The organism is Clostridium sp. FP1, assembly GCF_011065975.2.
GTDB lineage: Bacteria > Bacillota > Clostridia > Clostridiales > Clostridiaceae > Clostridium_AD > Clostridium_AD tagluense.
In genome coordinates this window covers 3,784,801-3,799,831 of the sequence record NZ_JAAMNJ020000001.1, presented here as the reverse complement: position 1 = coordinate 3,799,831, position 15,031 = coordinate 3,784,801, and the positions used below count along the sequence as shown (strand labels likewise).

The following is a 15,031-nucleotide window of genomic DNA, read 5'->3' as shown; positions in this document are numbered from 1 at the left end:
ACGGCACATACATACATCTTTACTCGACCATATAGAACACCTTGGGAGCTAAAAACAATCTCTCAATCAAGAATAACCCCTAGTAATATACTAATAAAACCTGCGGCAACCTATATCATCTTAGCTCGACTATCACACATCCGGGAGAACCATATAAGTACGGTTGGGCACATATATAGCTGTTAAGAACCCATAATAATCTTCCCTCTGGCATATAAAAAACCTTAGCAGATATCGTATACACCTTTGGCCGAATACTCTAAAACTATTTCCAGTCTAGGAGCACTCTTGACTCAACCACTTTGAATCATCTACTAAGATTATTATATGCTTTTTTTTATTTATTATACTATAAGGCATCAAAAAACCTTAGAAAAAATTGTTTGAAATTATAAAAATTCAATCTAGTTGAGTAATATATACAATTGGTTTTTATGGTAAAATATCTATAATGATATCTGAAAAAAGGCGGTGGAAAAGTAATGAGTGGAACATTTCGGTTTATTCATGCTGCGGACTTGCATTTAGGATCTTTTCTTAATATAAATGGGAAACCATCAGAAGAAATACAAACCTTATGTAAAGAGGCTGTATATAGCGGATTTGAAAGGGTATGCAATATTGCCACTGTGCATAAGGTTGATTTTATATTGATTTGTGGAGACGTATATGACAGTTATTTAAGGTCAGTGAGGAGCAATAGATTTTTTATTAATCAATGCTTACGACTAAGTGAAATAAATATAGGTGTATATGTTATTTACGGTAATCACGATGCTGCAAGTAATAAGCAAGAATTGTTTGATATGCCTATAAATGTTCATATATTAAGTTCTGATAGTGCAGAGATTTTTGAAGTATGTAAAGATAATGAGATTATAGCAAAAATTGTTGGGAAATCCTATAAGCTTCGAGCCGAAAGAGAAAAAATTTATGAAAACTATTTATTGGATAATGATTGCTTTAATATTGCAATGCTACATACTGCAATGGAGGGGGATAATAAAAATTATGTTCCTTGCACTTTAGATGAACTTAAGGCGGTACCTAATATAGATTATTGGGCCCTTGGACATATTCATAAAACTAATATCCTAAGTGATGCAAGGCCTATTATAGCTTTTTCAGGAATTCCTCAAGGCCGAGATATGGGAGAGCAGGGGCAAGGAGGAGTTTTCTATGTTGAGGTTTGCAAAAAAGAAATTGTTAATATGGAGTTCTTACCTATAGCAACAATTATATATAAAAAAGTAGAAATAATAATTGGTGAAGAAAACAAGATAGAGAATTTCAGTGATTTAACAGAACTGATTTTAGAGAAAACTAGAGAGGAACCGTATGTTCTTTCCAAAAGTTCTAATGAATTGACGCAGGCAAAGCAAGCAATAAATGAGGAAATTAAAGGCTATATTTTGAAATTAGTAATAAAAGGAAGAACAGAGCTTCAGGATAAAATAACTCATATGAAGGAAGATGATTATAAACAGTTTATAGAAGATATAAACGAAGAACTTTCAGAGGGAAAATGTTTTCTGTGGGTAGATTCAATAATATTTAGAACTGCTCCACTTATGCAAGATTTTGAAAGTATGAAGATGCAAAACTCTATTTTTGGTGATTTAGATGAAGTAATCAACTTATATAGGGAAGAGGGAGAAGATAGAGTACAACTTGTGAAAAACTGGGGTTCCATTTGGAAGAAGCAAATTTTCACGGAAAATATAGATGAAGATAAATTTGATTTTGATGAAGAAATTATTGAGGATATTATATTGCAAGCAAGGGAACTAGTTATTGAAAAATTAGCAGAAGCTTTAGAGTTAATTTAGGGGGTGAGAATTTGAAAATAAGGCAGTTAGACATTAGAGATTTTGGGGTGTTCCAAGGTGAAAAACTTGAAAACTTAGGGGAGGGGATAATAGTTATTGGGGGAGCAAATAGGTCCGGAAAAACTAGCTTAATGCAGGTAATTAGAAATATACCCTATGGGTTTTCTCAAAATAGTAATCTACCGCCACCTAAATTCCAATATGATGTGAGATGCGATTTGATACTCCATGAGGGTAATGAAGTAAATATATTGTTAAAAGGATTTAGTAATCCGGAGATAGTTTATAAAAATATCATAGATAATAAGTATAGCAATGGGTTATATAATATAGATAAGGCAACCTACAGAGAACTATTCACTATAAGTCTTGATGAACTTAATAAGAGTTCAGATAAGGAAGACAGTAATATTCAGTCTATGCTACTAGGCGCAGGCTTTAAGCACATTATAAAAATACCGATGGCTTCTAAAGAATTAAGGGAAAAAGCTAATATCATTGGTGGAACTCGGGGAAATCCATCTACTAAAATGTTTAAGCCTTATACGGAAAATATTAAAAAGAGTCTAGAAGGAAGAAGAAAATCCATGGGGCTTCTAGATACCTTTGTGCAAAAGAAAAAAATATTTTCAAAGCTTCAGGATACTATTTTTTCAAAAGAAGTGGAACTTCTAAATAGCAATAACAATATAATTAAATTAGAGATGTTAAAGCATAATTATGAGCTTAATGAAAATAAAAAGAATCTTGAAGGAGAGCTTAATAATTATTTATTTAATCCTGAGGATATAAGGGAATATAATATAGAAAAGGCAAAAGCTCTAAAAACACAATATATTAAAGAACTAGAACAGTATAATAATGACAACCTTGAATTTCAAAGTCAAACATCCAAGGATAAGCATATTAAAGAGTTGCTTCTTGAAAATAAGGTGGAAATCAGTAACTTTTATAATGGTATATCAGGCATTAAAGAAATGAGAAAAAATCTACTCATTATAAAAAAAGAATATTATGAAAAGACACAAGCACTGATGAATAAAATTAAAAAAGCTAACAATAATTGGTCTAGTTTTAATATTGTTGAAGAAATTAATTGTGATGAGGTAGAGCAAGATATATTAACTAGCAATATAGAAAATTTTAGAAAAGTAGAGTCCGAAATAGTAATTTGCAATAAAAAAATTGGAGACTTTAAAATTCAAAGAGAAACCTTAGAAAAGCAAATTAGACCCTATGATTCTATGTTTTATGCTAAAAAATATTTTAAATTTACACTATTCACTATGATTTTAGGACTTATATTGTTTTTTATAGATAAATTACTGGGATGTTCAATAATATTAGTTGGAGGCATAGGCACAGCAATATATTTGTTTATAAATTACCCAAATAGCAAACTAATGTTAAATAGAAATTTAGAAACTAAAGCAAGCATTGACAACATAGAGATTCTTTTTAGTAAAACCAATGGAGAACTAAAAAATTTAGAAGAAAATTCAATAGAAATGAACAATATCATGGATGAGTACAGGGATATTTTAAAGCTTGATGCCAGGGTAACAGCTGAGGGTATTAAAGATTATTTTAAAATTGCAGCTTTTTTAAAGGATGAAATATGCGAATATAATTTATTAAAGAAAAAACTAGACAATGAATTTAGTGCTATCTGTGGATATTTGAATAGTATTAATGTGCTAATTAATAAGTTTGATGGTTTTAACACTAAAAATTCAAAGCAAATAAGCGTAAAAGAAATAGATATAGATAATATTTCTAATAGTTGTAATGATATATTACTAAAGGTAGAGGTTTTATATAAGCATTTGATGCTGGGAGAAAAAACTGAAAAGAGCTTTTCAAAATTGATTATTGTAGACAAGGAAATAGAAGAGTTTCTAGCTAGAGGTAATTTAGATATAGATATTTCTTTGGCATACAATTCTCAGGAAAATCAGTGTGAAAATATAATTTTGTTATTAGAAAAATATATAAGTAAGGGTGAAGAGTATACAGAATATATGAATCATCAGAATGAATTAAAAATTATTAATGACAAGTTATTGCAATCTGTAAAAAGCCAGCGTATAGGACGATTACTACAGGATGAAAAAAGAAAACTTGCACAGAGCAGAGATGAAAATCTATTAGAAATCCTGGATGATTTATATAAGCAGTATGATAGTGCTTCTGAACTTAATTATGATTATGAGGTTTTAAGTAGAGACAATAAGGACTTGGTAAGACAATTAGATGATTTAAAGAATGAAAAACAGACTATAAAAGATGAGATTGGAGCATTGAATTCTGATGAAAAGTTACTGAAATATGAGCAAGACATTAGAGAAGCAAGAAGTCAGTTAAGACCACTTGCAGAAAAATACGCAATTTATAATACAGCAGCATTATTCTTAGAAAAAATTAGAGAGAGATTTTTAGAAAACACCAAGGATAAGCTTTTAAAAGGAGCTAGTGATATTCTGCGTGAAATAACCTCAGGAGAATATAAAGATATTATGCCTATGGAAGACTTAATGCAGGGAGACTTTAAAACAGTACTACGAGATGAGAGTATTATGGAAAGTTCAAAAGGATTAAGTAGGGGTACAAAAGAACAATTATTCTTGGCAGTTCGAATAAGTAGAATAAAAGAAATTAAGCCAAGTTTGCCAGTTATACTTGATGATTCCTTTGTTAATTTTGATATAGCACATACTAAGAATACAGTTAAAGCCTTAGTAAAGCTTTCAGAGACACATCAAATTTTTGTGCTTACTTGTCATGCAACCTTAGTAGAATTAATAAATTCACAATGCATTCAGGCTCAATACTTTAAATTAGATAAGGGTAAATTTACAAAAAGCACTGGGAGAGACCTGCAAGAATATCTAAAAACACTATAAGGGACATTTAATTTTTTTGAAATAGGTGTATAAATAATGGTATAATTAATTTTCAAAGAATTATCAATGACGTTTAAGTCAGAGACTATTAATGTAATTTAACAGAAAGTGAAGTGGTACATATCAGTAAGGCATTATTTATTACGGAAAAACCAAGTGTTGCTGCAGAGTTTGCTAAAGCTTTAAAAATAAATGGGAGAAAATCAGATGGATATATAGAGTCTGATAAGGCTGTTGTTACCTGGTGTGTGGGACATCTAGTTACTATGAGTTATCCAGAAAAATATGATGTAAAATTAAAAAAATGGTCTTTAGATACCTTGCCATTTTTACCTAAGGCATATAAATATGAAGTTATAGAGGGCGTGAAAAAACAATTTAATATAGTTAAGAGTCAACTGCTCCGCGAAGATATTGATAGGGTTTATGTTTGTACAGACTCTGGGAGAGAAGGGGAGTACATATATAGATTAGTGGATGATTTGGCTGGGAATCCTAATAAACAAAAACGAAGAGTTTGGATAGATTCACAAACGGAAGAGGAAATTATTCGTGGAGTTAAAGAAGCAAAGGATTTGAAAGAGTATGATACATTATCTGAAGCCGCTTATTTAAGAGCAAAAGAGGATTATCTAATGGGAATTAATTTTTCAAGACTTCTAAGTTTAGTCTATGGAAAAACTGTAAGTAATTATCTAGGAAAAAATTATATAGTTATTGCGGTGGGACGTGTAATGTCTTGTGTACTTGGAATGGTGGTTCAAAGAGAAAGAGAAGTTAGAGAGTTTATTGTTACTCCATTTTATAAGATTATAGGAAGCTTTAAGGTAGATGAAGAATCTATTTATGAGGGGGAATGGAAAGCGGTAGAAGGATCTGAGTATTTTGACTCACCACTTCTTTATAATGAGGGTGGATTTAAAAAACAAGAAAATGCAGAAAAATTAATAGGAGAACTTAGAGATTCTAGTATAGAAGGAAAAATTCTGGTTGAGAATGTTGTAAAGAAAAAAGAAAATAAGAATGCCCCACTACTTTTTAATTTAGCAGAGATACAAAATGAGTGTTCTAAAAAATTCAAAATAAATCCAGAACAAACTCTTAGTCATATTCAAGCTTTATATGAGAAAAAAATGCTCACATACCCAAGAACGGATGCTAGGGTATTATCTACATCTGTGGCAAAAGAAATTAATAAGAACATACAAAAGCTAACAAATTTCAAGGGAGACTCTGAAATAAAAAATATAGCTGCAAATATTCTAGGAAAAAAATGGTATAGTAATATAGCTAAAACAAAATATGTTGATGATAGCAAGATTACAGATCATTATGCGATTATTCCAACAGGAGAAGGGCTTCAAAACTATTTGTCTTTAAAAGATATAGAAAAGAAAATCTACAATTTAGTGTTACGACGATTCCTTTCAATATTTTATCCCCCTGCTGTTTATAGCAAGGTTTCTATTATAACAAAGATTAACAAGGAAAGATTTTCCACAACAGATAAGGTTTGCGTTGAACTTGGGTATTTGCAAGTTTTAAAACCTGATAATGATAGTAATGATAGTGAAAGCAAAAATATGAAATTTTTAAGTACCTTAAAAAAGGGTCAAGTTGTAAATTTGGAAGACTTAATTGTAAAAGAAGGTAAAACTTCTCCTCCTAAAAGATTTACTACAGGTTCAATAATTATAGCCATGGAAAATGCGGGTAAACTTATTGAAGATGAAGAACTAAGAGAGCATATAAAAGGATCTGGCATTGGTACAAGTGCCACTCGTTCAGGAATATTAACAAAGCTTGAAAAAATAGAATACATCAAATCTAATAATAAAACCCAGGTAGTTGTGCCAACGCTCCTTGGAGAAATTATATATGATGTGGTAAAAAATTCTATACCTACTTTGCTAAATCCAGAATTAACAGCTAGTTGGGAAAAAGGATTAACCATGGTTACCCAAAATGAAATAGCGGGGAATTTGTACATGGATAAGCTTGAGAATTATATTATTAAAAATACTGATAGAGTACTTAAACTAAATAATGCCTTAAGACTTAAAAACAATTTTGATTCTGTAAGTTCATTTTACAGAAACCCTCAAACTGGGGTGGAGTAATTTTATATGTTTTTTTTATTTTATAGGAAACAGTTTGCGGAAGTGGCTGTGGATAACATTTATACTCGACCGTAGGGAGAATTTGTTCTTATATAGGAAACAGCTTGCGGAAGCCGCTGTGGATAACATTCTAGCTAAAAGATATATAGAAAAAATCAGATAAATATGAGATGATTAAATCATGAGAAAAAATAAGATTACCATAAAACAAATATTTGAAGATAATTATTCAAAGTTTTGGAAATTGAATAAAGAAAAGTATCCTGAAAAGATGAGAGAACATATGAATATCGAAGTAATGAAAATGATAGGATGTGGAGATATTTCATTAGGTTTTGTTGCGTACATATGTTTAAAATGTCTGGAAGTATTTAAAATAGGATTTACATGTAAAAGTAGGTTTTGTAGTAAATGTGGTAAAAAATACATAAGCGAATGGGTAGAGAAACAAGTAAGTAAAATCTTGGATGTTCCACATAGGCATTGTGTTTTTACGATACCGACTGAGTACAGAAAATATTTTTTTTGGAATAGAGAGAGTCTGAAAGACCTGCAAGACATGGTATATGAGGTTATAAATGAGTTTGCAAATGGTGTAAACTATAAAAATAGAGAAGAATATAAAAAGAAGAAAAGAAGCAAAAAAGGTGGAGTGCTTTGGCAAAGTGGAATGATTGGCGTAGTGCATACTTTTGGAAGGAATATAGGGTTTAACCCACATGTGCATGCATTGGTTCCAGAAATAAAAACAAGGGATAATGAAGTTAAGGATATGGAATTCTTTGACTATAAATATTTTAGAAAAGTTTGGCAGTACAAATTAATAAATTATATGGTTAGTAAAAACCCAGATAAAAAAGCAGAGTACTTAAAAATGTTCAAAGATTATCCTAACGGATTTTACATAAATGCCAAATCAAGAATGAAAAGTGCAAGAGGTGCAGCAAGATATATCGGTAGATATTTAGCAAGACCTGCGATAGCAGAATATAGAATACTTAGCTATGATGGGAAAAATGTAACGTTTTGGTATAAGAGTCATGAAACTAATGAGAGAGTAGAAGAAACAGTTACGGCACAAGTGTTTATAGGCAGGTTACTAATGCATATATCGCCTAAATATTTTAAAATGGTTAGATTATATGGAGTATATGCTGGAAGTATAAGTATAAAGATTAGAAAATGTTTTGGTTTATTGCAATACATAAAAAGTGGGCTTAAAGCAATTCAGTACACATTAAAAATAAATTGGAAAAAGGAAATAAGAAAAATGAAGTATAGAGAATTAATGATTATTAATTTTTCTAAAGATCCAGGGAAATGTTCAAAATGCGGTCAGCTAATGGAGTTATTCCAAATTTGGCACAGAAAGTATGGGTATATTTATGATATGGGAACGTATTAAAAGGATTTTTAAAATTAAAATGGATGAAAGGGAGATACCATTTCAAACAGAGGGGCCCGATAAGATGATACTTTTTAAATGTAAGAAATGTGGGTATGAAGAAGAGGTACCAGAATTTGTTGCGTTTGAATGTTATACACCTGAGGAATTTGACAAGAAGAGTGGTAGTCCTATTGTTCTATGCCCAGAATGTGATGCAAATATGATAATTAAAGGACGATGAAATTATCATATTTGCTTGGCATAAGGGTTTTTACTCGACCGTAGGGAGATTTTGTTCTTTACACGGTAAAGAAAGTATATATTACGTAAACTTCATTTGAGCAAGCTCTAGTAATTCTTAAGTGATTTTAATGGGAGATGCGTTAAGAAAAGTGCATGTTTGAGCGTTAGCGAGTTTGCACTTTTTAGCATCTTTCATTAAAATCAGTTTAGAATTACTTAGCGCAGCGAACAGAAGTTGTAGTAATATATACTTTTTTCTTTTTTATTTTATGATTAATTCAAATAATTTTTTAGCCGCTTTTTTAGGGCCATCTTTTTCCTGACCTTTTATACCTAAGGAAGTTCTAATTTGTCCAACTTTTACTCCTGTTTTGAAAAACACATCAAAATACTTCTCTATAAGAACATCCACTAGTTCTTGTTTTTGAACAGGTCCAAAAGGATTTGCAAAATAAGAGGTTACAAGACCGAGTTCTGTAGTCGTACCTTTTGCCATCCTTGCCCCTTTTTTGCAAACATCAATGGCATCCATTGGATTTGTAAAGAAAGTAATTTCTTCATTTCCTTCCTTTACCTCTTCATAATTGTTTGCGTAGAGGAATAAATCTATAGGGTATCCCTTAATAATATCTTTATAGCTTGCTACAGGCATAACAAGTCTTGCGTTAATTTTATCAGGATTCATAAATATGCTTCTGTCAATTTCTTTAAAAGCATAACCAGCATCTAAATCATCCAGTCTTACGAAAGCACCAATCTCTGTTCCAAAGCCTAAGGGCTTTCCACCTTCATTCATAGTTACAACACCCATGTCATCAAAGACTATGGTCATATCACTGATGTAATCTTCACTTAAACTTCTAAAGGCTTCTAAGCATTCAGATTTACCTGCACCACTATCACCCATAATAACAACATTTGCGCTTTTACCATTATTCATAACAACATTAACCATGGCGCCATGAATTGGTAAATGACCTCTTTTAATCATTATTAGGTTATGCAGAGTTAAGGCCATTTTTTTTACATATCCGAAGTAATCAATTTCTTCACCATAACTTATATATCCAAGCATAATATCATTTTCACTATCATCATAAAATACTGTTTTGACTTTAGGAGAAGAATCCTTAGCTCCAAAAACAAAAACTATATCTGGTTTAATGCCCCTGTATTCTTTCTCTCTTGCCATTTCAAATAGGTTACATAGAGTTATTGCATGAGCCATAAAATCTCTGTGAACATAGATGAATGCAAGAAGTGTTCCTACTTTTGCAGGGTAACAAAACCAATGGTCAGTGCTTAGGGTACAATGCTCTAATGGATTTTCAAAACATTCATTAAAAATACCATCTCGAGTGTTTCTTTTAGGGTAGCTTATATAAGGTAAATCCAGCATTATTGATTCAATAAAGGGAACGTCTTTTAATTTTTCATATCCAGAAGGCAGAGGCCAATTTGCATTATTAACAATAAGACCAGCATTGCCACCAGCAGGTAGTTGTCTATAAACCGTAGGTTTATGGCCAACTACATTCTCTTCAATTTTTCTATACAAATTAAGTATAAGCATGGAAAAATCATTGTTAGCTTCAATAAAACTTGTTTTTTCTAAACCATCATTAATTTTATTGTTTTGAATTACAGTATATCTTTCAAGCTTTCTCCAAAAACCATAAAAATCTTCTATAAAATCAATGAAGGAATCTTTGTTATTTATAAGAGAACTATATTTAGTATTTAAATTAATAATTTCATTTACATTTAATATAGACAGAAGTTTAAACAAATGTATCATGAAAACATCTAAATCCTCATTTTCTGTATGGGCATTTTGGACTAAATATTTATAGATATTTGAATTTTTCTTCTTTATTTTTTTGAGATAAGCGTTAAAAACTCTTTTAAAGCCATTACTTTCTAATAATTTTTCAGGACTATTACAGTATTTTGCAGTGAAATTTATCATTACATTATCGTTACTTAGCGAAAATTCTTTTTTCAAATTGGCACCTCCATAGGTTAGTACATATAATTAGTGAAATGAATTTTATTGGGTTTCATATTATCATAAATAACTTAAAATAATTCATTTCTATACTATAATACTCTAAAAATGAATTATTGACAATGGTAAAGTTGCAAAATTATAATTTACCATATTAATATTAATATTGATACTATCAATATATGGAGTATGATGGAAAAGCGAATTGTTATTTATATGTGTCTTATCATAAGAATATATTAGATTAAATGAGAATTTGAAATAAAATTATACTATAATTTTTGGAAATTCTAAGATATAATAATTTTGGGCGTATAAAAACAAATAACAAGTCAAAGTAAAGGGCGTGACATAGTGAAAAATAAAAAAACACCTCATTTAATGGCAATTATTTTAATGGTTATGTGGAGCTTATCTTATTTAAGTATAAAGGTTATAGTGGAAGAGGTAAGTCCTACTTTATCAGCATTTTATAGATTTATGCTCGCCGCAGTAATTTTATTTATAATATTAAAAGTAAAATACCCTCAAGAGAAAATTCTAAAAGAGGACAAGTTTAAAGTAGCATTGGGTGGGCTCTTTGGAATAGCAATATATTTTATATTTGAAAACTATGCTGTTGCAAATACCTCTGCATCAAATGTGGCAATTTTAATTGCAACTATACCAGTATTTACTCTGTTTTCCCAAAGAATATTTTATAAAGAAAAAATGAGCTATGGAAAAATCTTTGGTGCTACATTAAGCTTAGTTGGAATTATTATTATAATTGCATCTAAGGAAAGGGTAAGCTTATTTTCAAAAGGTAGCATAGGAGATATCCTGGCTCTGGGAGCAGTATTTTCTTGGTTAATTTACAATAGGGTTTGTAGTAATTTTAAAGGGAATTATAGAAGTATAACTATAACTACCTATCAAATCATGTGGGGGTCATTATTCTTAAGCCCCTCACTATTTTTTAGTACTGTGAAAATGCCTTCTACTACGGTCGTATTAAATATAGTGTTTTTATCAATTTTCTGCTCTTGCATTGGATATATAGCATATATATATTGCCTAAAACAACTTGGAGCAACAATCATTACTACCTATATAAACTTACAGCCTGTTATGAGTCTAATTGCTGCGGCAGTAATCTTAAATGAAGTCGTTACAATTTGGCAGGTAATAGGGTGCATTGTAATAATAATGGGAGTGACTATAGTGAGCTTTGATGGTAAGTTTAACTTTAAAAAACGAAACTTATAATCTGATACTTTTAGTTATAGCATACTATGAGAAAAAGCAGGTAGTACAAATTATAGTACTACCTGCTTTTTATAAACTTAAATTAATCTTCATCAGGAAACATTACATTTACTATGTCTACAATGGTTTCATTACAAATTTTATAATTAATTTGCAAGCCATTTCTTTCACCTTGGATAATTCCTAAAGCTTTTAGCTTTTGAAGGTGTTGAGAGATGGTGGATTGAGGAAGGTTTAGGCAATCCTGCATATAGCTAACATTGCAGCTACCTTTTTTCATAAGCCCTCTTATAATACAGATTCTTACAGGATGAGCAAGAGCCTTTAGTAATTCTGCAATCTCTGTATATTCTTGGAAATCCTTATTCATTGCTTATCTCCTTTTAAAATCCATTCTTCTACCATGACGATTTTTACGCTTGCCGATAGATGAAATTAATAGCACAATTAAACCTAAAACTACAACTAATAGAATGGTAACTATAGTGTAGATTATTATATTGTCTTTAATAAGGGTAGATTTTGAAATCGTTGAATATAATTTATAGCTCTTTTGAGCATCTCTTTGTTTAAATTCTAAAGTTCCAACAGAAGTCTCTTTATTAAGCTTCCATGCATTTATGCTATCAGCCTTAACAATAGTTTGTGGTTTTATATCATTATTATAAAAAGTCACATCTTCTTTTGACTCTAATGGAATATTAACTGTTCTTTCTGGTCCTATGAATGGAATAACCTTATAGTTCACAGAAATTGTTTTTACAGCAGTGTTTTTTTGATGTAGTACTTCTTTTTTAGCGGCATAACTAAAGTCGATTAGGTTTTGCATATCTTCAAAGACTTTTGTATCTTTTGCATCATTCTCCGAATTCATAACAACGCCTAAGATATGGCGACCATTCCGTTCATATATAGAAATTAAACATCTTCCAGCTTTTAGTGTATAGCCGGTTTTACCACCTATGTTACCATCTACTCCAAGGAGTTTGTTTCTATTTGCAACAATAGCGGAAGGCCCTTTAGCAGATTTTATTGAGCTTGTTTTTTTAGCCATGGATTTTTTTACCCATTCATTTTTATAAGCAGCTCTACCTAAAATAGTTAAGTCATAAGGGGTTGTAAAATGTTGATCATTTATATCATCTAAACCATTTGGAGTGATAAAATGAGAGCCTTTCATCCCTAGTGCAGTCGCTTTGGCATTCATCATTTTAGCAAAACCCGCTGAATTTCCACCAAGGTTATCTGCAATCATATATGCAATATCATTTCCAGAATAAAGAAGCAGTCCATCCATTACGTTATCAGCTGACATAGTATCACCTATTGCTACAGGATGAACATTTAGGTTATAAGAAAAAGCTGGCTGCTCCTTTGCAGTTTTTGTATAGGTCAAATTGTCAGTTGATTTCTTATTTTCAGCAAGTATCAAGGCTGTAATAAGCTTTGTAATGCTTGCTGGATACATCTTATTATCAATGTTTTTGGTGTAAATAATCTCATTAGTATCTATATCTACAGAAATAGCAGCTTTACCAATTAATTCAAGAGGTTTAACGGCAGCAAAGGCAGTTGTAGAAAAGGCTAGTGTAAATACTAGTGCAAATAATAAAAGTCGATTTCTTCTTTTCAATTTTCATCTCTCCATTTATATTGAATTTTATATTTATCTACTGATAAATACAGAATAAGTATATCATTTTAGGTTATTAAGAACAAGGTACATTGTTTAACGACTTAGGTATAGTATTATTTTAAACTAAGAGGTTTTTCTTATATTATGCTATAACGAAAAGTATATATTGCTAGGAATGCAATCGCTTCGCCAAGTAATTCTAAACAAAATTTAGTGAAAGATACTAAAAAGTTCAAACTCGCTAGCGCTCAAACATGAACTTTTCTTAACGTATTTTTCACTAAATTTAGTTAAGAATTGCTAAGGCTTGCTCGATGTATTCTACGCAATATATACTTTTGTTAGCATAATCTAAGAAAAACCGCTATTAATTTTAAAAGAACATGAAATTTTACGTTTAGTCGATTACGGTAAAATTTTTTTTCTTTTGGTTTTCGTCATATTTCTCAAGCATACACATAAATATTGTTGATATAAATGCTACCAGCCCTAAAACCAGCCATGCTGATTCTATGCTAATATATCCTAAGGCTTTGCCCATAGTTATGGGTCCTAAAGTATAGCCTAGTCCAAAGATTATGGGAAGAACGGCATTCATTCTACCTCTATGTGACATAGGTGTATGATTTGCAATAAATGGTGTAACACTTATTGACAAAATAATTTCTCCCAAAGTAAATATGAAGACAGATACAAAGAAGAAAGGTAGTGCATTTAATATGCCTAGCATCCCAAAGCCAAATGCATATAAAAGGCCTCCATAGATCATTTTTCTAATGTGTTTCGTGTTTTGTGACAGTTTAGTTATAAGTGGAGTAAAAAGCATAACTATTAATCCATTAAAGCCAGCCATTAAACCATAGTATTTGGCTCCTAGGTTTAGAAAATTTTGCGCTGAATGTATTGGCATCATAAAAGACCATTGGGAATAAACAAAATTGTACCCTAAAGTACATAATGCAAAATATATGAGTATTGGTCTCTTTGATAGTACTGATATTATTGATCCTTCTTCCCTAGATTCTAAATGCCTATTTTCCACTGTAATCTCCTGTTTTGTAAGATGTATAGTTTCTTTAATGAAAATAAATATTAAACTAAGGGATATAAGTGCTGTTACCGCATCTCCTATAAATACAAGCGGTAAATAATTTTCATAGAGAAGGCCACCAATAATGGGGCCTATGGCGAATCCAATATTCCACCCCATATAGGACAATGCATAAGCACCATCCCTATTTTCAGGTGTAGTTAAATCTGCAATAAGAGCATCGTGAGCCGGACCAGCTACAAACATACTCATAGCTGCAAGCATCAACACGTAAATCATATTTATAGATGGATTCATAAATCCACAAACAATATATAACATGGCAGATAAAAAATCAAATATAATAATAACCTTTTTCCTTCCAATAACATCAGTTAATTTACCACCAAGTATAGCTGCGGGCATAGATATTAATCCTGCTATACTAATGTAAGCTCCTGACACACTCATAGATAGGCCAATTTTCTCTGTGAGAATAAGGGTGAGTAATGGCATGACAAAGCATCCCATAGCATTTATAATTTTTGAAATAAAAAGCACATATATCTCTTTTGGTAGCCCTCTATAGGGATCGAACAATGCGGATATTCTTTTCAATTTTTAGTC

The 15,031-nt window shown here is 30.9% G+C and carries 10 protein-coding genes; 6 read left to right on the top strand and 4 right to left on the bottom strand.

Annotated features, from left to right (window positions below; translation table 11 throughout):
* Window positions 1-482: 482 nt before the first annotated feature.
* The 5 genes from G9F70_RS18520 to G9F70_RS18500 all read left to right on the top strand — a co-directional run bounded on the left by G9F70_RS18520 (window position 483) and on the right by G9F70_RS18500 (window position 8,480).
* Window positions 483-1,829, top strand: coding sequence for an exonuclease SbcCD subunit D (locus tag G9F70_RS18520; protein ID WP_164947919.1), 1,347 nt, complete (start codon window positions 483-485; stop codon window positions 1,827-1,829).
* Between the two features lie 11 nt (window positions 1,830-1,840).
* On the top strand, window positions 1,841-4,732 hold the full coding sequence (locus tag G9F70_RS18515) for an AAA family ATPase (protein ID WP_164947918.1): 2,892 nt from the start codon (window positions 1,841-1,843) through the stop codon (window positions 4,730-4,732).
* A gap of 122 nt (window positions 4,733-4,854) precedes the next feature.
* Window positions 4,855-6,852, top strand: a complete 1,998-nt coding sequence (locus G9F70_RS18510) for a DNA topoisomerase (protein ID WP_164947922.1) — start codon at window positions 4,855-4,857, stop codon at window positions 6,850-6,852.
* A 181-nt stretch (window positions 6,853-7,033) separates the two neighbouring features.
* Window positions 7,034-8,257: a transposase gene (locus G9F70_RS18505; protein WP_224617359.1), complete on the top strand. Its 1,224-nt coding sequence runs from the start codon at window positions 7,034-7,036 to the stop codon at window positions 8,255-8,257.
* Window positions 8,226-8,480: a hypothetical protein gene (locus G9F70_RS18500; protein ID WP_224617360.1), complete on the top strand. Its 255-nt coding sequence runs from the start codon at window positions 8,226-8,228 to the stop codon at window positions 8,478-8,480. The genes G9F70_RS18505 and G9F70_RS18500 overlap by 32 nt, the downstream gene beginning before the upstream one ends.
* Before the next feature lie 264 nt (window positions 8,481-8,744).
* Here the strand turns inward: G9F70_RS18500 and G9F70_RS18495 are convergent, their stop codons facing one another.
* Window positions 8,745-10,487 carry a phosphoenolpyruvate carboxykinase gene (locus tag G9F70_RS18495; protein WP_164944578.1) on the bottom strand — a complete coding sequence of 581 codons (1,743 nt, stop codon included), beginning with the start codon at window positions 10,485-10,487 and terminating at the stop codon, window positions 8,745-8,747.
* Window positions 10,488-10,844: 357 nt separating this feature from the next.
* Between G9F70_RS18495 and G9F70_RS18490 the strand changes: the two genes are divergently transcribed.
* Complete coding sequence (locus G9F70_RS18490) at window positions 10,845-11,738, top strand: DMT family transporter (protein ID WP_164944577.1); 894 nt, start codon at window positions 10,845-10,847, stop codon at window positions 11,736-11,738.
* Between the two features lie 82 nt (window positions 11,739-11,820).
* Here G9F70_RS18490 and G9F70_RS18485 read toward each other — a convergent pair whose 3' ends face one another.
* The 3 genes from G9F70_RS18485 to G9F70_RS18475 all read right to left on the bottom strand — a co-directional run bounded on the left by G9F70_RS18485 (window position 11,821) and on the right by G9F70_RS18475 (window position 15,022).
* On the bottom strand, window positions 11,821-12,108 hold the full coding sequence (locus G9F70_RS18485; protein WP_164944576.1) for an ArsR/SmtB family transcription factor: 288 nt from the start codon (window positions 12,106-12,108) through the stop codon (window positions 11,821-11,823).
* Window positions 12,109-12,111: 3 nt separating this feature from the next.
* The gene (locus G9F70_RS18480) at window positions 12,112-13,371 is read right to left on the bottom strand and encodes a D-alanyl-D-alanine carboxypeptidase family protein (RefSeq protein WP_164944575.1); all 1,260 of its coding nucleotides are present in this window, start codon (window positions 13,369-13,371) and stop codon (window positions 12,112-12,114) included.
* Between the two features lie 400 nt (window positions 13,372-13,771).
* Entirely contained in the window at window positions 13,772-15,022 is a 1,251-nt protein-coding gene (locus G9F70_RS18475; protein ID WP_224617666.1) for an MFS transporter, read from the bottom strand.
* Between the last annotated feature and the right edge of the window lie 9 nt (window positions 15,023-15,031).